The 19,778-nt window shown below is 64.8% G+C and carries 17 protein-coding genes; 8 read left to right on the top strand and 9 right to left on the bottom strand.

The window, feature by feature from the left end; genetic code table 11:
* Positions 1–11 precede the first annotated feature (11 nt).
* Positions 12–1,031 (top strand): LacI family DNA-binding transcriptional regulator, encoded by a 1,020-nt coding sequence (locus tag J2S96_RS15170; RefSeq protein WP_306865231.1) that lies wholly within the window; start codon positions 12–14, stop codon positions 1,029–1,031.
* A 23-nt stretch (positions 1,032–1,054) separates the two neighbouring features.
* On the opposite strand, the gene J2S96_RS15165 is transcribed toward J2S96_RS15170, so the two are convergent.
* The 6 genes from J2S96_RS15165 to acs form a co-directional block, all read right to left on the bottom strand.
* Positions 1,055–1,834 carry a DeoR/GlpR family DNA-binding transcription regulator gene (locus J2S96_RS15165; RefSeq protein ID WP_306865228.1) on the bottom strand — a complete coding sequence of 260 codons (780 nt, stop codon included), beginning with the start codon at positions 1,832–1,834 and terminating at the stop codon, positions 1,055–1,057.
* A gap of 24 nt (positions 1,835–1,858) precedes the next feature.
* The gene (locus J2S96_RS15160; protein WP_306865225.1) at positions 1,859–3,886 is read right to left on the bottom strand and encodes a beta-galactosidase; all 2,028 of its coding nucleotides are present in this window, start codon (positions 3,884–3,886) and stop codon (positions 1,859–1,861) included.
* A 6-nt stretch (positions 3,887–3,892) separates the two neighbouring features.
* Positions 3,893–4,804: a carbohydrate ABC transporter permease gene (locus J2S96_RS15155; protein WP_306865223.1), complete on the bottom strand. Its 912-nt coding sequence runs from the start codon at positions 4,802–4,804 to the stop codon at positions 3,893–3,895.
* Positions 4,801–5,805: a carbohydrate ABC transporter permease gene (locus J2S96_RS15150; protein ID WP_306865221.1), complete on the bottom strand. Its 1,005-nt coding sequence runs from the start codon at positions 5,803–5,805 to the stop codon at positions 4,801–4,803. Before J2S96_RS15150 ends, J2S96_RS15155 begins: the two co-directional genes overlap by 4 nt.
* A 68-nt stretch (positions 5,806–5,873) precedes the next feature.
* A complete protein-coding gene (locus tag J2S96_RS15145) occupies positions 5,874–7,190 on the bottom strand; it encodes an ABC transporter substrate-binding protein (RefSeq protein ID WP_306865217.1) in 1,317 nt (438 codons plus the stop codon).
* Positions 7,191–7,366: 176 nt separating this feature from the next.
* Positions 7,367–9,403, bottom strand: a complete 2,037-nt coding sequence (gene acs / locus J2S96_RS15140) for an acetate--CoA ligase (RefSeq protein ID WP_306865214.1) — start codon at positions 9,401–9,403, stop codon at positions 7,367–7,369.
* A 422-nt stretch (positions 9,404–9,825) separates the two neighbouring features.
* Here acs and J2S96_RS15135 point away from each other — a divergent pair, with 422 nt between their 5' ends.
* Genes J2S96_RS15135 through J2S96_RS15125 form a run of 3 tightly spaced genes read left to right on the top strand, consistent with a single transcriptional unit; the run spans position 9,826 to position 12,463 of the window.
* Positions 9,826–10,983 carry a hypothetical protein gene (locus J2S96_RS15135; protein ID WP_306865212.1) on the top strand — a complete coding sequence of 386 codons (1,158 nt, stop codon included), beginning with the start codon at positions 9,826–9,828 and terminating at the stop codon, positions 10,981–10,983.
* A gap of 11 nt (positions 10,984–10,994) precedes the next feature.
* On the top strand, positions 10,995–11,786 hold the full coding sequence (nth, locus tag J2S96_RS15130) for an endonuclease III (protein WP_306865209.1): 792 nt from the start codon (positions 10,995–10,997) through the stop codon (positions 11,784–11,786).
* On the top strand, positions 11,783–12,463 hold the full coding sequence (locus J2S96_RS15125; protein WP_306865206.1) for an NUDIX hydrolase: 681 nt from the start codon (positions 11,783–11,785) through the stop codon (positions 12,461–12,463). The genes nth and J2S96_RS15125 overlap by 4 nt, the downstream gene beginning before the upstream one ends.
* 15 nt (positions 12,464–12,478) lie before the next feature.
* Here J2S96_RS15125 and J2S96_RS15120 read toward each other — a convergent pair whose 3' ends face one another.
* The 3 genes from J2S96_RS15120 to J2S96_RS15110 form a co-directional block, all read right to left on the bottom strand.
* Positions 12,479–12,679 carry a YegP family protein gene (locus J2S96_RS15120; RefSeq protein WP_306865202.1) on the bottom strand — a complete coding sequence of 67 codons (201 nt, stop codon included), beginning with the start codon at positions 12,677–12,679 and terminating at the stop codon, positions 12,479–12,481.
* Between the two features lie 232 nt (positions 12,680–12,911).
* Positions 12,912–13,775 (bottom strand): CHAD domain-containing protein, encoded by an 864-nt coding sequence (locus J2S96_RS15115; protein ID WP_306865199.1) that lies wholly within the window; start codon positions 13,773–13,775, stop codon positions 12,912–12,914.
* Between the two features lie 44 nt (positions 13,776–13,819).
* Complete coding sequence (locus J2S96_RS15110) at positions 13,820–15,526, bottom strand: bifunctional 3'-5' exonuclease/DNA polymerase (protein ID WP_306865196.1); 1,707 nt, start codon at positions 15,524–15,526, stop codon at positions 13,820–13,822.
* Positions 15,527–15,685: 159 nt separating this feature from the next.
* Between J2S96_RS15110 and ssd the strand changes: the two genes are divergently transcribed.
* Genes ssd through J2S96_RS15090 form a run of 4 tightly spaced genes read left to right on the top strand, consistent with a single transcriptional unit; the run spans position 15,686 to position 19,714 of the window.
* Positions 15,686–17,044, top strand: coding sequence for a septum site-determining protein Ssd (gene ssd / locus J2S96_RS15105; RefSeq protein ID WP_306865193.1), 1,359 nt, complete (start codon positions 15,686–15,688; stop codon positions 17,042–17,044).
* On the top strand, positions 17,041–18,294 hold the full coding sequence (locus tag J2S96_RS15100; RefSeq protein ID WP_306865191.1) for a TadA family conjugal transfer-associated ATPase: 1,254 nt from the start codon (positions 17,041–17,043) through the stop codon (positions 18,292–18,294). Before ssd ends, J2S96_RS15100 begins: the two co-directional genes overlap by 4 nt.
* Complete coding sequence (locus J2S96_RS15095; RefSeq protein WP_306865188.1) at positions 18,291–19,082, top strand: type II secretion system F family protein; 792 nt, start codon at positions 18,291–18,293, stop codon at positions 19,080–19,082. Before J2S96_RS15100 ends, J2S96_RS15095 begins: the two co-directional genes overlap by 4 nt.
* Positions 19,082–19,714: a type II secretion system F family protein gene (locus J2S96_RS15090; RefSeq protein ID WP_306865185.1), complete on the top strand. Its 633-nt coding sequence runs from the start codon at positions 19,082–19,084 to the stop codon at positions 19,712–19,714. The genes J2S96_RS15095 and J2S96_RS15090 overlap by 1 nt, the downstream gene beginning before the upstream one ends.
* Positions 19,715–19,778: the final 64 nt, after the last annotated feature.

Here is a 19,778-nt window from a genome sequence, read left to right as displayed (position 1 = left end):
AGCATGATCCAATGACTATTTCGGCGGTGCACACCCCACGCGGACCGGTGACGCGCAAAGACGTGGCCCGGTACGCCGGGGTGAGCACCGCCGTCGTGAGCTATGTCGTGAATGGCGGCCCCAAGAAGGTGGCGCCAGCCACCGAAGCCAAAGTCCAGGAAGCCATCCGGATCCTGGGGTACCGACCCAACGCCATTGCCCGTGCGCTCAAAATGGGATCCAACCAGACTGTTGGCTTAGTGATTCCTGATTCCAGCAACCCGTTTTGGGCGCTGCTGGGACATGCCGTGGAATTGGCCGCCGCCAAGCGCGGATACGCCCTGCTGCTGACGAATTCGGACAACAAACTGGACACTGAGCGTCGGCACATCCGCAACCTCGCGGCGCGGCAGGTGGACGGCGTGGTCCTTGCCAGCGTCTTGTTTGAACCCGATTTGATGGAACTCGTCGGAGCTGGAATCCCATCCGTCCTGCTCAACCACGCTTCCGCGGCTCCCGGCTTCAACAGCGTGGGCGTGGACCTTGAAGCCGGCGCCCGCCTGGCCGTGGAACATTTGATCAGCCATGGCCACACGAACATCGGGCTTGCCATGGGAACCACAGCGGACGACGAGGCCGACGGAAGGGAACGGGGTTGGCTGCGCGCACTGCACGCCGCGGGCTTGCCGGAAGGGCCTCTGGCCCGGAACCGGTTCGACCGTCCCGGCGGATACGCGGCGGGACAGCGGCTTCTTGCCTCAGAGAACCGTCCGACGGCGATCTTCGCCAGCTCCGATATGCAGGCGATCGGGGTCCTGCGGGCAATCCGCGAGGCCGGTTTGTCCGTTCCGGAGGATATTGCCCTGGCGTCCTTTGACGGTTCCGTCGAGGCCGAATACACCTGGCCGGCGTTGACCACCGTGGAGCAGCCGGTGTGGGAGATGGCAGAGGCCGCAGTGTCCGCACTGGTAGGCGAGAATCGAAACGAACCCCCGCAGCACAGGCTCTTCCCGACCCAGCTGCGCATCCGCCAGTCGTGCGGCTGCCACTAGCCGCACCCCCGGGTCAGTTGGGTTTACGCGGTTGCGATCCTGAGCTTCCCGACGCCGTCGGCGAGGATGCGCCGTGCATCCTCGCCGAGGTGCGAGTCCGTCACGAGCACGTCGGCTTCCTCCAGCTGGGCAATCGAGGCAATGCCCACCGTTCCCCACTTGCTGTGGTCGGCCAAAACCACCACGTTGCGGGCTGCGCTGATGAAGGCCCGGTTGGTCTCGGCCTCCTGCAGGTTCGGCGTGGTGAATCCGGCGTCCGCATCCATACCGTGGACGCCCAGGAACAGGGTGTCCAAGTGCAGTTGCTTCAGCGCGGCCGTGGCGATGGGACCCACCAAAGCGTCCGACGGCGTGCGCTCACCGCCCGTCACGATGACCGGGAAACCCTCCCGGGGACCCGAGGCATTGTGGAAGAGATCCGCAATCCTGATGGAGTTCGTCACTACCGTGATCCGCGGGCCTTCCATGAGGACCTTGGCGAGCTCGTAGGTGGTTGTTCCGGCGCTCAGGCCCACGGCCATGCCCTCATGGACCAGGCTGGCGGCCTCGACGGCGATTGCGTGCTTTTCCTCGATCAACTGGGTCGACTTGAGCTCAAAGCCGGGCTCGTGGGTCCGGGCATCGCCGGGTATCTTGGCGCCGCCATGGATACGTTCGACGAGTCCGGACTCCTCAAGCGACTCGATGTCCCGCCGGACGGTCATGGCTGAGACGCCCAGCAGTTGTGCGAGGTCCGAGACGCGGACCACGCGTTCACGTTGGACGGCGTCGACAATGGCGGTGTGGCGAGCTGCCTGAAGCATCGGAGCCTTTCGGGGGGCGGGTGGTTAGGCGGGAGCGGCGACGACAGCGACGCCTCCGGCAGTAAGGTTTAGCGTACCTCCGGTTGCGGTGCCGCTCAGGAGCTCGACGCCGTCGAGCGGGACCTGGACGTTCTGCGCGCTGTGGTTGATGACGAAAGTCCAGTCCTTGGCGCCGTTGCTCCTGCGGACGATTTCCACGTCTTCCGGAGGCTGAATGCCCAGGACCGGCTCCACTCCGGCATCCGGGCAGAGAAGCTGGAGCAGTTCGGCCAGTCCCGCGCTGCCCAGGCTGGTGGCCACGTAGTAGGCGGCGCCGCGACCCGTCGATCCCGCCCGGCGGGTCACCGCCGGTGAGCCCCCGTCGTCGAACGTGGCAAGAACCTCCGCGCCGGTTGCCTTCCCCAACTCGCTCCAGACCGTCCCGGAGCCGAAGCGGCTCAAGCCCACGGCATCGCCGGAACGCAGGGGGAAGAATTCCTCCATGCTCACGCCCAGCAGTTCCGAGAATGCCCCCGGGTAGCCGCCGCCGTTGACCGGGTCCATCCGGATGTGGTCCTTCTGGTCGACGATTCCGGAGAAATACGTGATCACCAAGGTTCCACCGGCTTCGACATATTCGTGCAGCTTCGCGGCGGCCTCGTCCGTGACCAGGTACAGCATGGGCGCGATCACCAGCTTGTAGCCGGAAAGGTCGTCCGTGCTTTGCCGAATATCAGTGGTGACGCCGGCCCGGTAGAGGGCGTCGTGCCAGCGCCGCGTTTCCGGGAGGTTCCGTGCGTCCTCGCTGGGGTGCGAGTCCAGTTCGGTGCCCCAGCGGGCGTCCGTGTCATGGATGATGCAGGCTTCGGCCTTGACCGTTGAGCCGGCCACCTCGGAAATGCTCTCGAGCGCACGGCCCAGCTCCACCACTTCGCGCCACACCTTGCTGTCGCGGCCGGCGTGGGGGACCAGCCCGGAGTGGAATTTTTCGGCCCCGGCGCGGGAAGCGCGCCACTGGAAGAACAGGACGCCATCGGTTCCGCGGGCCACGTGCTGGAGGGAGTTTCGCAGCATCTCACCCGGCGCCTTGGCGATGTTCCGGGGTTGCCAGTTGACCGCCGAGGTGGAATGTTCCATCAGGAGCCATGGTTTGCCCTGTGCCCAGCCGCGCGTGAGATCCGCCGTCATGGCCAGTTCCTGGAAGTTCCGTTCGTCTGCGGCAATCAGATAGTGGTCGTTGGACACGACGTCCATGTGTCCGGACCAGCGCCAATAGTCCACAGGGGCGTTCAGGCCCATGTTGAAGCCCATGAAATTGGTGGTCACCGGGTGCTTCGAATGTGCCCTGATGATGTCTGCCTCTGCGTTGAAGCACTCGAGAAGGGCATCCGAGGAGAACCTCGCAAAATCAAGTTGCTGCGTAGGGTTCACCCATGTTCCCGAGCGGCGCGGCGGCAGGATCTCGGCCCAGTCGTAGTAATGCTGGGACCAGAAAGCCGTGCCCCAGGCCTTATTAAGCGCCTCCAGATTCCCGTACCTGCGCTGGAGCCACTCCTGGAAGCCGCGCTCCGCATGGGGGCCGAAGTCCGGTTGGTTGTGGCAGCCGTACTCGTTGTGGACATGCCACATCACGACGGCGGGGTGCCCGGCGTAACGCTGCACGATCGCCGTCGTCAGGGCTGCTGCCGCCCGGCGATAGTCCGGCGAGCACGCCGCGAAAGCCTGGCGCGAACCGTAACTTTGCCGGACGCCGTCGGCATCCACCGGGAGCGAATCGGGGTACTTGCGGCTGAACCACGGCGGGGGAGAAGCGCTCGCGTTCGCGAGGTCCACGCTGATGCCGTTGGTGTAGAGCAGGTCCAATGCCCGGTCCAGCCAGCCGAACTCGTACCGTCCTTCCTCGGGCTCCAGGAGCGCCCAACTGAAGATGCCTACGCTCACCAGGTTCACCCCGGCTTCCTTCATGAGGGCGACGTCGTGCTTCCAGATTTCCTCGGGCCATTGCTCGGGGTTGTAGTCTCCGCCGAAGGCGATCCGGCCGCCGAGCTTTTCGATGATGTAGTCCATTGCCATGCGTTCTTATCCTTTGCTGGAACCGAGCGTGAGTCCGGCCACGAATTGGCGCTGCAACACGAGGTAGATGATCAGGGTGGGGATCACGGTGATGGTCGCGCCCGCCGCCAACAGGTTGTAGTTGCTGAGGAACTCGCCCTGGAGGTTGTTGATGGCGGTGGTGATGGGCAACCGGTCTCCGCTTTGGATGAAAAGCAGCGGCCAGAAGAAGTCGTTGTAGATGAAGATGACTTCCAGGGTTCCGAGCGCCGCGAGCGCGGGCCGGCACAGCGGCAGGATGATGTTCCAGTACTGCCGCCAGATCCCGGCACCGTCCACCAGCGCGGCCTCCGTCAGGTCGGACGAGAGGGCCTTCATGTAGTTGGAGAGCACGAAAGTGCAAAAACCGATCTGGAACGCCGTGTCCACGGCGATCACGGAGATATAGGTATTGAGCAGGTTGCCGGAATCGCTGAAGGAATAGGGCAGCGTGAGGTGCTTGAACATCTCGAACAACGGCGCGGCGAGGACCTGCGGCGGCAGGAGGTTGCCTGCCGTGAACATGATCAGCAGGGTGATATTGAATTTCCAGCTCACCCGGGACACCGCGAAGGCCATCATGGAGGCGAAAAGCAGCGTGCCCAATACCGAAGGAACGGTGATCAGTACGGAGTTCAGGAGGTACTTCGAGAAGCCGCCCTGGGTCCATGCGGTGATGAAGTTGTCGAAGTTGAAGCTGCCGCCGAAGCTGAAATAGCCGAATTTGTCGGTGTCCGCCTTCGGTCGCAGAGCCGTGAACAGGGCCCAGACCAGCGGGATGAGCCACATGATGGCCATGACCGTCAGGAAGATATGGGTCCCGTAGTGGCGCCTGCGGGCGTTCTTACCCACGACGATGGAAGTGGTGGTGTTCGGGATGGGGTTGGCGAGCGTGCTCATGCTTTGCTCTCCTTGCCGAAGGTGCGGATGAGGTAGAAGACGATCGGGATCAGGGAGATGACCAGGAGGATGACGGCCAGGGCAGAGCCCACGCCGATCACTTGGCCTTCGCCGACCAGGTTTTGGATCACCAGGGCGCTGAGCAATTCCAGCCCGTTGGTGCCTCGGTTGATGACGTACACGATGTCGAAGGCACGCAATGACTCGATGATGGTGATCACCACGATCACGATGTTCACGGGACGCATGGCCGGGAAAACCACCCGGAAGAACGTCTGGACCGCGTTGGCGCCGTCGATTGATGCAGCTTCCCGCAACGACGGGTCCACACCCTTCAGCCCGGCCAAATACAGGATCATGACGTATCCCGCGTGGCGCCAGGTAGCCGCGACCATGGCGGCCCAGATGTTGATGTTGGAGTTTCCGAACCAGTCGACGGCCGCTGGTGTGCCTGCCGTGCCGAGGAGGTAGTTAAGCAACCCGCTGTCCCGGTTGTAGAACAGCTGCCAGATGATGCCGATCAGTGCCAGGGAGAGCATCACGGGGGTGAAGAAGATGCTTTGGTAGATCTTGGTGCCGCGGATGTTCTGGTCCAGGAGCACGGCCAGGAGCAGGCCGAGGGGCGTCGCGATCAATGCCAGGAAAACCAGCCACAGGACATTGTGTTGAACGGCGGGCCAGAACGGGGGATAGTCCTGGACCACGAAGCGGTAGTTATCCGTCCCGGCGCCTTTGAGGTCCGAGAGGTCCAGGCCGTTCCAGCGGGTGAAGCTCAGCGCAATCGAGAACACCGTCGGCAGCCAGACGAGGAGCAGCTGGATCAGGGTGGGGACCCCCACCATGATCCCAAGAACCAACTTGTCACGCCGGGTGAGGCGGCGGACCTTTCCTGCCTTGCCGGTCCGCCTTCCGGAACTCAGCTGGCGTTTGCCGGCCGTGGTTTGCCCGGCGGCGCCGGGCTCACTGCCCGCTCCGGCCGGTTTTGCGGCGGTAGTACTCATGGGGGAATCCTTTAGTTTGCAAAAACGGAGCCCGACGACGGCGGCCGGAACCGCCGTCGTCGTACCTGCTACTGGGCTGCGTAAAGGGTTTTGGCCTGGGCTTCAAGGTTCTTGACGTCCACGGTGCCGTCCTTGATGAAGGACTGCAGCGCCGGGATCATCACGTTGTTCGCCATGGCGGGCAGGGCATCGCGGTCAAGGAACTGGCTGATGTGCTTGGCGTTTGCGATGGTGTCCGCGCATTTCTTGTTCAAGGGGGAGAACTTCGAGGTGTCCGCGCCCTTGACAGTGGCGATGTTGGAGCTGTCCACGGAGGCGTAGGCGTTCTGGCCCTCCGCGGTTCCCATGAAGGCCAGGAAGTCGTGGGCCGCCTTGTTGTCGCCGCCCTTCTTTGACAGGAGCAGTCCGTCGATGGGGGCTTCGACTGCGTCGGTACCTTCCACCGCGATTTCCGGGAAGGGGAAGAAATCGATGTCCGCCAGCACGGCGGGATCCGTGAATTGCTGGGTCACGAACGAACCCAGCAGGTACATGCCGGTCTTCTTGGCTTCGAGGGCCTTGGCCGCGTCCTGCCATGTCTGGCCGAGGGCATTGGGGTCCTGGAACGGCAGGAGGGCCTTCCAGGTGTCGAAGACGTCACTGACCTTCTTCTGGTCCCAACTTTCCTTATGCGCGGTCAGGTCCACGTGGAATTGGTAACCATTGAGGCGCATGTTGATGTAGTCGAAGGTTCCCATGGCCGGCCAGCCGTCCTTGTCCGCGAAGCCGATGGGGACGATGCCGTCGGACTTCATCTTGGTGGCCAAGGTCTTCAGCTCATCGAACGTCTTGGGGACTGCGTAGCCCTTTTCGGCCCAGAAGCTCTTCCGGTAGAAGAAGCCCCACGGGTAGTTGTAGTTGGGGACCAGGTACATCTTGCCGTCGGGGCCCGTCGAGGCCTTCTTCATGGCGTCGGAGAAGTTGCTGCCGATCTTGTCCCAAACGTCGTCCACGGGAGCCAGGAGGCCCTTGCCTGCGTAGTACTGCATGCGGTAGCCGGCGAACCAGGTGAAGGCATCGTCCGGGCTGCCCTGGAGGTAGGAGTTGATCTTGTTCTGGAAGTCGTTGTGCGGAACAACGTTGGTGGCTACGGTGATGCCGGTCTTCTTGGTGAAGGCGTCGGTCACCGCCTTGTAGGCGGCTTTAGGGACATCGTCCGAGGAACCCGAGCCGAAGGTCAGGCTGTTCGAGGAAGCGCCGGGAGCGGTGCCGGAACCGCCGGTGCACCCGGCCAGGAGCGGAATGCCGGCCAGCCCGGCGGCACCCAGGCCGAGCGTCTTAAGGATGGTGCGGCGTCCCGGACCAGCGCTGTGCGCGGACTGGAACGGGTCAAGGTTCGCTGCCATGTTCTCTCCTTTGAAAGCGCGGTGCTTGTGAGTTATCTCACTTAGGACTCACTATAACCGCTCAAAAGAGAACATGAAAGAACTAAAAATCACATTCTTGCGATAGATGATCTCAACGCAAAAGGCGGCGGTCCCCCTTGGAGGGAACCGCCGCCTTTGCTGGCATCGTGCCGGGCCTACTTCCTCAGCGACTCCGCGATCTGGGCCATGATCGTGGGGTCCGACAGTGTGGTGGCGTCGCCGGCTTCGCGGCCTTCGGCGACGTCTTTGAGGAGGCGGCGCATGATCTTGCCGGAGCGGGTCTTCGGCAGTTCGGGAACCACAAGGATGTGCTTGGGCTTGGCGATGGGGCCGATTTCCTTGCCCACGTGGTTGCGCAACTCCCCGACGGTGGCGTCGCCGTTGTTGGCGGCGTCGCCGCGGAGGATGACGAATGCGACGACGGCCTGGCCGGTGGTTTCGTCGTTGGCTCCGACGACGGCGGCTTCGGCCACCCAGGGGTGCGACACGAGCGCGGATTCGATTTCGGTGGTCGAGAGCCGGTGGCCGGAGACGTTCATGACGTCATCCACCCTGCCCAGCAGCCACACATCGCCGTCTTCGTCCTTCTTGGCACCGTCGCCGGCGAAGTACATCCCCTCGAAGCGCGACCAGTAGGTGTCCTTGAACCGTTCGGGGTCGCCCCAGATGCCGCGCAGCATGGCGGGCCAGGGTTCGCGGACCACGAGGTAGCCGCCGTGCCCGTCGGGCACGGACTGGCCGGCCTCGTCGACCACATCGATGGCGATGCCCGGCAGGGGGACCTGCGCGGAACCCGGCTTGGTCGCCGTGACGCCCGGCAGCGGCGCGATCATCTGTGCGCCGGTCTCGGTCTGCCACCACGTGTCCACGATAGGGGCGGGGTGCTCCTTCTTTTCCCCGTTCTTTCCGGCGTTGCCGCCGATGACTTCGCGGTACCACATCCAGGCCTCGGGGTTGATGGGCTCGCCCACCGAACCCAGGACCCGGATGGAGGACAGGTCGTACTTGGCCGGGATGTCCCGGCCCCATTTCATGAAGGTCCGGATCGCGGTGGGGGCGGTGTAGAGGATGGAGACCTTGTATTTCTCCACGATTTCCCACCAGCGGCCCTGGTGCGGGGAATCCGGGGTGCCTTCGTACATGACCTGGGTGGCGCCGTTGACGAGCGGGGCGTAGGCGACGTAGGAGTGGCCGGTGACCCATCCGACGTCGGCGGTGCACCAGTACACATCCGTCTCCGGGTGCAGGTCGAAGACGGCCTTGTGCGTGTACGCGGTCTGGGTGAGGTACCCGCCGGTGGTGTGCAGGATGCCCTTGGGCTTGCCCGTGGTCCCGGAGGTGTAGAGGATGAACAGCGGGTGTTCGGCGTCATGCGCGACGGCGGTGTGCTCGCCGGAGGCGGCGCCGACGGTGTCCTCCCACCACTGGTCACGGCCCTCGTGCCAGTCCACGTCCTGGCCGTTGCGCTTGACCACAACGACGTTCCGGACGGTGTGGCCTGCTGCATCCAGGGCCTGGTCCACGGCGGGCTTGAGCGGGCTGGGCTTGCCGCGACGGTACGTGCCGTCCGCGGTGACCACGAGCCTGGCCTCGGCGTCATCGATCCTCGAACGCAGGGCGTCTGCGGAGAATCCGCCGAAAACCACCGAATGCACGGCACCGATCCGCGCGCACGCCAGCATGGTGATGACGGCTTCGGGGATCATGGGCAGGTACACGGCCACTCGGTCACCCTTGGCCACGCCCAAGGACTCGAAGGCGTTCGCGGCTTTCTTGACCTCTTCGGCCAGCTGCGCGTAGGTGTAGGAGCGGGTGTCGCCGGGCTCGCCCTCGAAGTGGATGGCCACCCGGTCCCCGAGCCCGTTTTCCACATGCCGGTCCAAGGCGTTGTAGGCGGCGTTGACCTCTCCGCCGACGAACCACTTAGCGAACGGCGGGTTGGACCAGTCCAGTGCCTCGGTGAAGTCCGTGTCCCAGTCCAGCAGTTCCCGGGCCTGCTTAGCCCAGAACGCGGGCCGGTCCGCGTCGGCCTCCTGGTATTCCGACGCGCCGACTACGGCGTTCGCGGCAAACTCAGCGGTCGGCGCGAATTTCCGGTTCTCGTGGAGAAGGTTTTCGAGGGCCTCGCCGTTGCCTGCTCCGTCGGATCCGGTTGCAGCGGTGGTCGTCGATCCATTGGCGTCCTGGGACATGTGAACCTCTTCATTCATCGATCTCTGCCGCGCGGGTGTCCCCGTGGGGAGGCCGCCCGGCCATGCCAAACGTGCACGGCGTTGGGCTTGTGCCTCACGGGGTTCCGCAAAGAGCTTTTCCGGAACCCACCTTAGCGTTTTGAGGCGACAACAAGTGTCTGCGGTCACATTCTGGACCGTGGGCGGCGGGTGAATGCCGCCGCGTCGCCCGGAAAGCTCCAAGCCGGGTCCCGGCGCGCGGGGAATATTACAGAGCGGCATCCCGGCCTCCTCGCCGGCGCCAACTAGTGGACTATCAGACCGGTGGCATAGGCTGAAGAGGTCTCGAGACGCGAAAACTTGCCGCCCGGTCCGGCCCGGAAAATATCGGGCGCAGCCATGGGCGGCAGCGTCCGGAACCGCCGTACTAAGGAGATTTGCACATGAACCAGACGAGCCTAGGTCCGAAGAATGGCGCGCAGACGCCAGGACCGGCCCCTGAAGCAGCAGCTGGATCCGGGACGCCAGGGCCTGGCAGCGCGACCTCCCCGAAGTACCAAGCCGTGCTGGGTCCGTTCACTATCCGGGACCTGACCGTCTTCGGTTCCGTGTTGCTGATGTTTGTGGGGTCCCTCCTGCCGATGTTTGGCGGACGGTACAACCTGTGGAACCTTGACAACCTTTTCTTCCTGGCGCTGGGCGTCCTTCTTCCCCTCGTTGTTGCCGCTTTGTTTGTTGCGCGGCGCCTGCAGCCGGGGAACATTGTGCGGATCGGCTCCCTGTCGACTGACCAGTTCGCGTCCGTCGTGGCGTCGTTCGCCCTGACCTTGTTCTTCCTGTCCGCAGCAGGCGCATTTACCGTTTTCGTGCTCGTCGGACTTATCGGTTCGGTAGGCCTGCTGGCTGCAACCGTGCTGGCTCCGCATTTGCCGCTTCTCCGTGACGATTTCAAGGACCGGGCCGAACAGCCCGCGCACGTTGTGGCCCGCGAATCGGCCATTCCTACGCGCAAGCCTGCAGCGCCGAAGCCGGCCAAGCCTGAGCCAGCCGCACCCGCCGCGGCCGCCGCACCCGCCGCGGCCGCCGCACCTGCCGCGGTGCCGGCTGCTGCGGGGCCGGCCGCACCCGCCGCCACGGCACCTGCAGCACCCGCCGCCGTCGTACCTCCCGCAGAGTCCTCAGAGCCTGCGGTTGCCGAAAGCCCACGGGACGCGCAGGCGCCAATGCCTGCAGAGCCCAAGCACATGCCTGCCGCCACCATGGCTACGCCGATCGTCGGAGGCGCCGATGCGGGAGCCGGGGCCGCAACCCAGCACATCGGCATGGTCGATCAGCCCCGGGCGTACCAGACCATCGGCGCCACGGTTGATCCAGCGACGCGTAGGGATGAATCCGAGCACGACTCCGGGTACGAGGCATTCTGGTTCGCCGTGGCCCATCCCCGCGTCGTCGTTGACGAGCACACCGGAATGCCCGCCTTCACCATCGAACCGGGCGCGTGGATCTTGGCCCTCGAAGACCGCGGCGAGGAGTTCCTCGTGCAGGATACTGATGGCAAAGTGGGCGTCCTGCGCGATCTCAGCAACATCGAACGCGGCTAAGCAGGCCGGCCGTGGTTGCTGTCGTGGAAACACCGCTGGCCTTGAAGCGGCGTGCGCGCAAAATCAACAAGGCGCTTGCTGAGCTCTATCCTTACGCGCACGCTGAGCTCGATTTCCGGAACCCGTTCGAGCTCCTCGTGGCCACGGTGCTGTCTGCCCAGACCACCGATGTGTTGGTCAACCAGGTCACCAAGATCCTGTTCGCGCGCTATCCGGATGCCCGGAGCATGGCCGAGGCCGAGCTTGCCGAGCTGGAGGCGATCCTGCAGCCTACCGGTTTCTTCCGTGCCAAGGCGAAGAACGTCCTGGCGCTCAGCACACGCTTGGTGGACGACTTCGACGGCGAGGTTCCCGGCCGGCTGGAAGACCTGGTGACGCTTCCCGGCGTCGGGCGTAAAACGGCGAATGTGGTGCTAGGGAACGCATTCGGAGTTCCAGGAATCACCGTGGACACGCATTTCGGCAGGCTGGCGCGCAGGTTTGCTTGGACGAGCTCCGAGGATCCCGTGAAGATCGAGTTCGATGTCGCGGAACTGTTCGAGCCCAGGGACTGGACCATGCTGTCCCACAGGGTGGTTTTCCACGGTCGCAGGGTTTGCCATGCGCGCCGGCCGGCGTGCGGGGCGTGCGCGGTGGCCAATTGGTGCCCGAGTTACGGTGAAGGCGAAAAGGATCCCGTCAAAGCTGCCAAATTGCTCAAATACGAACTGGCCCCGGGCAAGGAAGCGCTTCTCGCAAAGCTCCTTGCCGAGACCCATCGCGCGGCGGAGATTCGGATGGAATCGCAAAGGAGACCGGCATGACCGCGCTCGAGGACCTCGTCAGTCTCATCACAAGGATTGATTCCGGCCTGCATCCCGGTCCTGATCCACGGATTGCGGCTGCAACCGTCGATCCGGAAAAAGCACGGAAAGCGGCTGTGCTCATGCTCTTCGGGGCCTTGGACGACGTCCCTGCCCAATCCGGGAAACCGGTGGCACCGGCGGATCTGGACGTGTTGCTTCTGGAACGCGCGCACACCCTGGACGACCATCCAGGCCAGGTGGCGTTCCCCGGCGGCAGCATCGATCCCGGGGATGATTCAGCTGTCGCGGCAGCTCTCAGGGAAGCGGTGGAGGAGACCGGCCTGGACATCGGTGGTGTCCAGGTGCTCGGGGTCATGCCGGAACTCGGCCTGATCCGCAGCAACTTTGTGGTCACCCCGGTCTTGGCGTGGTGGGCGTCGCCGTCGCCCGTGAGGGTGGTGGACTACGCCGAATCCGCCCAAGTGTTCCGCGTGCCGGTGCGGGACCTCCTGGATCCAGACAATCGCTACACCGGGACGCTCACCCGGTTGGGCCGGACCTTCTCGAGCCCGGTCTTCCGGGTCAACGGACTGGTGGTCTGGGGTTTCACCGGGATGGTGCTCAGCGGACTGTTCGACGCTTTGGGCTGGACTGTTCCTTGGGACACCGAGCGACTGCTCGAAATCGAGATCTAGCTGCGCCGATCAACGCTATGCGGCGCGCCGGGCTGTTTTTGAGTTGTCCACGACGATTCCCGTGGCGGCGTTTTCGCGTACGGCGTTGATGCCGGCAACTACCGCTTTCAGGTGTTTGAACCGCGGTGATTCCGCCACCAGGGTTCCATCGGCTGCCGTCAACCGAAACCGGTAGCCCTCTTCGCTGTCTTTGAGAATTTCGAATCGTCCAGCCATCGTTGCTGTTCCCCCTTGAATACGGCCTTGCTTAGTGACTTGCTTAGTGACTTGCAGCGAGTGCGTCTGCGCACTGTGGCGTTCCTCACCTCGAACACCATATGGCGAGACTATCCAGAAGGAACGGCAGAGTTGAAGTTACTTTGGGGTACATGACCTGCCCGGGTCATGCCGGGTTCGTTTCCGCCATATGACTCGCTTTCGGGCCTTCCCGCCGTTAGGGTTCCGCGCCTCAAAAGATCAACGCGCGCCTCGGCGCCGGGACCGGGTATTCGGCGATCGCCATCCTGAACTCTTCCTCGGCGTTGAGGCGCCTCCGGACCTCCATCGATTCCAGGATTCGGGCATCGTCGGAGTCAATGCCCGGGTTATCTGCCAGTTCCCTGATCCATTCGGTCGCCACCACGGCGTCGTGCTGCTCGCCCAACACCCGTTGCAGGCCGATCGCCGGCTGGATCACCCCGAAAGCGTGATGGCTGAAGGCATCCGCTATAGCCTCCACCGAATAACGGAGGCACTTGACGTCCTTGCGCGCCTGGTGGAACGCCGCGTTGCGCACCTCCGGGTCGCTGGTGCCCGCCTGCTCCCCGAGGCTGTGCTGCAACCGCTCCCACCGTGCCTGCAGGCGCTCCGCAAGGTCCGCCGTCGGGGGCTGGTATTTCGTGCCGGCAGGGACTTCCAACAGTGCGGCCCTCGCGGCCCGCACCGTGCGCTTGCTGCGCTTGTGCCCGCCCAGGGCAGCCGCCAGCCGGGCGCTGGAAGCTTCCAGTTCCTCCACGGCCGCGTGCACGGCCTCGGGGCTTTTCCAGGAATCATTGGTGTCGAGCGATAGCCGTATCCTCTGTGCCAGGACGTAGGCATCCCTGGACTCGCCGAGCGAAGTCGCGAGCCAGTCGACTTCCTCGCGGGCCTGCCGGGGGAGTCTCGGGATCATGCCCCGGTAGCAGCTGAGGACTGAGCGGAGCCTGCGAAGGGCAAGCCTTGCGTTGTGTACAGCCTCCGGATCGGCCGTTGCGATCAGCGGCAACTGTCCTTCCAACTCCGTCAGTTGGAAGGCGATGTATGCGGCCAGCGGTGCGTGGCCTGTGTGTCCCACGGGGTAATCGTCCTCTGCTGTTGTCCCCGGGGCAATAGCGCCAATTACTTCGCTTTGTCGTAGGAATCGACGACGGCGACACTCACCGGAAATTCGACCGGAACGCGCCCGAACAGCAATTCCTTCGCAGCGGCTGCGGCCTCTTCGATGGCATTGATGCACGCTTCTACCGACTCGGTAGGGGCGTGGACCATCACTTCGTCGTGCAGGAAGAACACGAGTTCCCCTGAGGGCAGGCCGTCGGCACGTGCGGTGCGCAGCCGGCGTCGAAGTTCGGCAAGCCAGCACGACGCCCAATCCGCCGCGGAACCTTGCACCACGAAGTTCCGCGTGAAACGGCCCCGCGAGCGCGCGATGCTGTCCGCACGCCGCTGTTCTTCCGCCGTCGTGGATTGCTGGCTGCGGACCCAGCGTTCCGACGGCGGAGGGCTGCTGCGGCCCAACCTTGAAGTCACGCTACGGCCGCCTTCGCCGTCGCGGGCTGCCTGTTCGACGAAGCCGACTGCGCGGGGATAAGTGCGGGTGAGCTGAGGCATGAGGCGCCCGGATTCGCCCGTGGTCGCGCCGTAAATTGCGCCGAGCAGGGCGATTTTGGCCTTTGAGCGGTCGCCACCGAAGCCTTGCGCGGCGATGCCCGCGTACAAATCCTTGTCGCGCGCAGCCTCGGCCATCTTCGAGTCCTGTGCCAGCGCCACGAGAACCCTGGGTTCTAGTTGGGAGGCGTCCGCAACGATCAGTTTGTGCCCCGGGTCGGCGTGCACCGCGCCCCGGATCTGGCGAGGGATCTGCAACGCGCCGCCTCCCCTGGACGCCCAACGCCCGGAAACCACGCCCCCCACCACATACTCGGGACGGAACCTCCCGTCGCTCACCCACGCGTCCAGCCAGGACCAACCATTGGCGGCGAACAGGCGCGAGAGCTTCTTGTATTCCAGCAGCGGCTCGATGGCCGGATGCTTCGATTCCTTGAGTTCCCACTGGCGGGTGGTTTTCACTTCAATGCCATTCCGGTGCAGGGCCCGCATGAGGTCCTGCGGTGAATCCGGATTGAGCTTCGGAGACTGGAGAATCCCGCGAAGCTCGTTGCAGAGAGCCTCCAGCCTGGCTGGCCGCTGGCCGGCTGGAGGCCGGGGACCCAGATGGCCTTCGAGGATTTCTTCGTGCAAGGTCTCCTGCCACGGCACGCCCGTGAACTGCATTTCGGCGGCGATCAGGGCGCCGGCCGATTCTGCAGCCAGCAGCAGTTTCAGGCGGTGGTGCCGTCCTTCCTCCGTGGAGGCCTGGCCGAGCGCGTGCTGCTGGGCCGCGAACTCGGCCCGGATCTCGTTCAGCCCAGGCTGGATGCTGTGCCGGACCAGGTCGTCGAACAGCGCATCCTGCCCGGCATGCGCAGGCGCGGGCGGCGGGGGAGGCTGGAGGATCCGCGGTGGAACAGGCATTTCCTCGTCTTGCGTGAGCTTTTCGGCGCTGCGGGCATAGTCGGTATGAGCCGTGAACTCGGAGTGGATCAGGATGGCGCGGCAGAGCGTGAGGTCATGGCACCGTTCCAGTTCCACCCCGGCCTGGAGCAATGCCGGGTACCAATCCTGAGTCCGGTTCCAGACCCAGCGCGGACGGCCCTTCTCCAACGCGCTCACGACGCCGGCGAGATCGGCCTTTCGTACGACCCGCGGCTCAGCCAGGGCAGCTCCGGACGCGTTGCTTTCCTGAATAGCTGCGCCGTCTGGATGGGCGGCGAGCAGCAGGTACATGCTGACAATTCTGCCCTGTGATTCCGTGGAACCTTGCACCTCGAGGACAGGTGCCGTCCGCGATGCGTACTCGTCCTCCACAGAGGTTGTCGCGGTCGTTTGTCCACATACGTCGATACGGCACTTCAATGCCCACGGTGGAACGGAGAGAGTGGCTTCATGAGCGGGCAACATCTCGAACGGATCGGCAGCAGCGGTGCAGGCGGGGTCGGCCCGAACGAAAAACGCAATGGCTTCCCGGCGGGTGCCGATGCGGGGGCGGGTGCCGGTACCGGAGCGCGTGCCGATACCGGGGCGGGTGGCGATATGGCGGCCCGTGCCGAGGCGGGAGCGGCCAACGGCGTAGGAGCGCGGGCCGGGCGTCGCGCTGGGCGCGGCTCGTCGGTGTTTCAGCGCGGCCGGCCTCCATCCGCAGAGTCCGGCCCCAGGTCCGGACCGGAACCAGACCCGGTGTCTCGCGAACGGTGGCTTCCTGGCACCTCCGGCGACGTCCTTCTCGTGACAGGAAACACCCCGCTACAAGCTGAAACAGAGAGGATCGCAGCCGCTGTCGGTGCCAATCTCCGGACAGCCGTTGATTTATCGGCCGCTTTGTCCTTGTGGGACAACGCGGGGATGGTGCTTCTTGGCAGCGATGTCCGCGAACTCCCGCCCCGCCGTCGTGCACCGTCCGTCTTACTGGGGCTCAACAGTGAAAGCGGCTCCGTATGGCAACTGGGAGCGGCTTTGGGGGCCGAACGCGTTGCCGTCTTGCCCGAAGCTGCGGCCTGGCTGGCGGAGCACCTCGGGAGGTCCCGTGACCCGGACCCCGGAGGGCTGGTCCTCGGGGTGACAGGCGGATGCGGTGGTGCGGGCGCGTCGACCGCTGCGGTCTGGCTGGCGCAGGACGCGGCGGTCCACGGAGTCCGGACGCTGCTTGTTGATGGCGATCCCAGGGGAGGGGGCCTTGAACTCTGCCTGGCCGCTGAAGATGCGCCAGGACTGCGCTGGCCCGACCTTGCAGGCGCCAGCGGCAGCATCGGCACCGGGCAGCTAAGCGAGTCACTGCCCATAGCCGGAGGTTTCTCCTTCTTGTCCTGGCCGGGAAACCGCGACCGTTCCCCGGACGTGGAACCCGGGGCCGTCGCGGCTGTCCTGGATGCGGCGAGACGGGGGTTCGAGCTGGTCATTGTCGATATCGGCCGCGGAACGGAATCGCTGGGCACCTTCGCTTGGGACTGCGACAGGATCCTTCTTGTGGCACCGGCCCAACTCCGCGCAGCAGTAGCCGCGGCCAGGCTTCTCCAGGAGCTGCCGCCCGTTGACACGGCACTGGTAATACGCGGAAATGCGAGTTCGGCCCTGGACGGACCCCTCATAGCAGAATCGCTCGGACTGCCGCTTCACGGCGTGCTCCCCGAACTCCGCGGGACTGCAGGAGCTGCTGAGCTTGGACGCCTTCTGGAATTCGGCAAGCGCAAGCCCGTGCGTCGCTTTGCGGAATCCGTCCTTCAACTACTCGACGACGGAGCAGTATGAGTTCCCCTGTATTCCCAAGCGGCGAGCGTCGACGGAATAACCGGCACTTGGACGCCGCGCTCCTTGAAACCGTCCGGGAAACCGTCATGGCCGACGCCGGACCGGTCACTCCATCACGCGTAGCCGCGGCTGTCCATGCCACGGGCAGGCTGCTCGGAACCGCAGGGGCGCTTGCCGCCGTCGAATCGATCAGCGCCGAACTGAGCGGACTTGGACCTCTCCAACAGCTTGCACGCGATCCTGCCGTAACGGACATCTTCGTGAATGGCCCGGACTCGGTGTGGTTCGACCGCGGTAAAGGACTGGAACGGGCCCAGTTGCACCTCGACGGCGAAGCTCAGATCCGTGCCTTGGCCTCCCGGCTCGTGGCGGCCGGTGGGCGTCGTTTGGACGACGGTTCGCCGTGCGTCGATGTGCGTCTCGACGGTGGATACCGGGTGCACGCGGTGCTACCTCCGATTTCCACCCGCGGAACCTTGTTGTCCATTCGGATTAGGCGCGAGGAGGTGTTCTCCATGGACGAGCTCCGTGCGGGAGGGATGTTTGGAGCATCCGTCCAGCAGGTGCTGCAGGCCGTGGTTGACCGCAGGCTGAGCTTCCTGATCAGCGGGGCCACCGGTTCCGGGAAGACCACACTGCTCTCCACGATGCTCGGCTTGAGCAGCCCCCATGATCGGCTTGTCCTGATTGAAGACGCTTCGGAGCTGAACCCCGTCCACCCGCATGTGGTTTCGCTTGAAGCCAGGCACGGAAACCTGGAAGGCGGCGGCGCAGTCGGCCTCGGTGAACTCGTTCGGCAGGCGCTGAGGATGCGGCCGGACCGGTTGATCGTGGGCGAGTGCCGTGGTACCGAAGTCCGCGAGCTGTTGACGGCACTCAACACCGGGCATACCGGCGGCGGTGGCACCATCCACGCAAACGCGGCCTCCGCAGTCCCCGCCAGGCTCGTGGCCTTGGGCGCGCTCGCAGGCTTGAGCCGCGAAGCCGTTCAGCTCCAGCTTTCAACGGCCTTGGACGCAGTGGTCCACGTCGAGCGGACGCCTGCCGGCAGAAGGGTTTCCTGTATTGGAATGTTGGCGGAGGACGGAAATGCCCAGTCGATCGTGCCTGCTGTGGAACTGCGGGCCGGTACCGCTGTGGCCGGTCCCGCGTGGGAGTACCTCACAGCCCGCATCGCGGTGGACCCTGGACTTCTGCCCGGGCTCCAAGGCTCGAGTCTCCGCGCAGGTCGCTCCGGAGTGGTCGAGTGAGCGGCCTCCTGATGCTCGCCCTGGCGGCTGCTGCATGGGTGATCTTCCAGCCCTCCCGGCGACTTGGCAAACGGGTAGTGCGCGCTCTGCCTTGTGCTCGCTCGGCGGGGCGTGTGACGCGCGTGCACCTGAGACACTCCCGCGCGGACGCATTGCCGCTCGCGGTACTCGTACAGCAGTTGGCCGCGCTCCTCCGGGGAGGCCGTTCTACGTCGAGGGTCTGGGAGGAACTCTGGATGGTTCATGAGGGCAGGGATCAGTGCGTTGATGCGGGCAACCCGGAGATCCTTCATGCGCGGGGGAAGGCTTCGGGATTGCCCAAGCTGTCCTCCGGGTCTTTTCAGGTTCTCGCTGCAGCACGGGCGGCCTCGATGCTCGGTGCCTCGGTCGCCGAGGCCATCAGAGCGTCGTCAGCAATGGATCCTAAATCCGGGAATCCCGTGGAGCGCAGAGTCTGGGGAGAACTTGCCTCCTGTTTGGACGTTGCGGAGGCGACTGGTTGTCCGTTGGCCGACGTGCTCACACGATTCGCCGCCCAGCTTGAGGCCGAGGACGACGCCGGTGATGCTCGGCAGACTGCATTGGCCGGACCCAAAGCCACAGCGCGCCTCCTGACGTGGTTGCCGGTGTTCGGCCTGGGGCTGGGCATGATGCTTGGAGTGGACCCGGTGGGGGTCCTGTTGGCCAATGGGCTCGGATTGGCAGCGCTCACAGCTGGGGGAGTCCTGACCGTCACCGGCAGACTCTGGTCATCCCGTTTGGTACATGCCGCCGCGGGCGTTGACTGATGGGCCCGACTTTCCCAGCCATCGCAGCGTCCCTGGCGTTGATCTTCGCAGCAATTCTCGGGCTTGCGCATCAGGGGAGGGCCCGGCGGCGTACAGCCCTGCGAATGCATCGGGGCTCCCCCGCGAGCAACGGCCCGCTGAAGAAGGCCCACCCGGGCGAGGCAGGGGGCGCTCTCCCGGATCTTCAGGGCCAGGACGGCTTACGCAACGTGCCCATGATCCTTGAACTTGTGGCTGCCATGCTCGATTCAGGGGCGGGACTGGGACGGTCCCTCGAGTTGATCGCCGGGTGCGCATCCCCGCAGCTCAGCCGCCCCCTGGGCAGGGTGGTCGCTGCGCTCGACATCGGAACGGATTGGGAGACTGCGTGGCGGAGTTCGGGACGGCACAGCGCCGAAGCGCTCAAACTCAAGGACGCGCTCGCGTTCGCGGCCCTGACAGGAGCGCCATCCTCGGCCATCCTTTATGCCCAGGCAGCACGCCTCCGGCGTGAACAGTTCAGGGCGGCAGAAAAGCGCGCCGCCGCGCTCGGAGTGAAGCTTGTGATCCCGCTGGGCCTGTGTTCCCTGCCTGCCTTCATTTGTCTCGGTGTCGTCCCGGTGCTGTTGGCAATGCTTCCGTCCGGTGGATAGCCGGCGGCCCGGACCGAGCCGGCGCTTGAGGTATCCCGCTCAAGCCAGTTTCCCTCCACACAAA

This window comes from Arthrobacter bambusae (assembly GCF_030812595.1).
Lineage (GTDB): Bacteria > Actinomycetota > Actinomycetes > Actinomycetales > Micrococcaceae > Arthrobacter > Arthrobacter bambusae_B.
The sequence above is the reverse complement of the archived record's forward strand: the minus strand, read 5'-3'. Positions and strand labels throughout refer to the sequence as shown.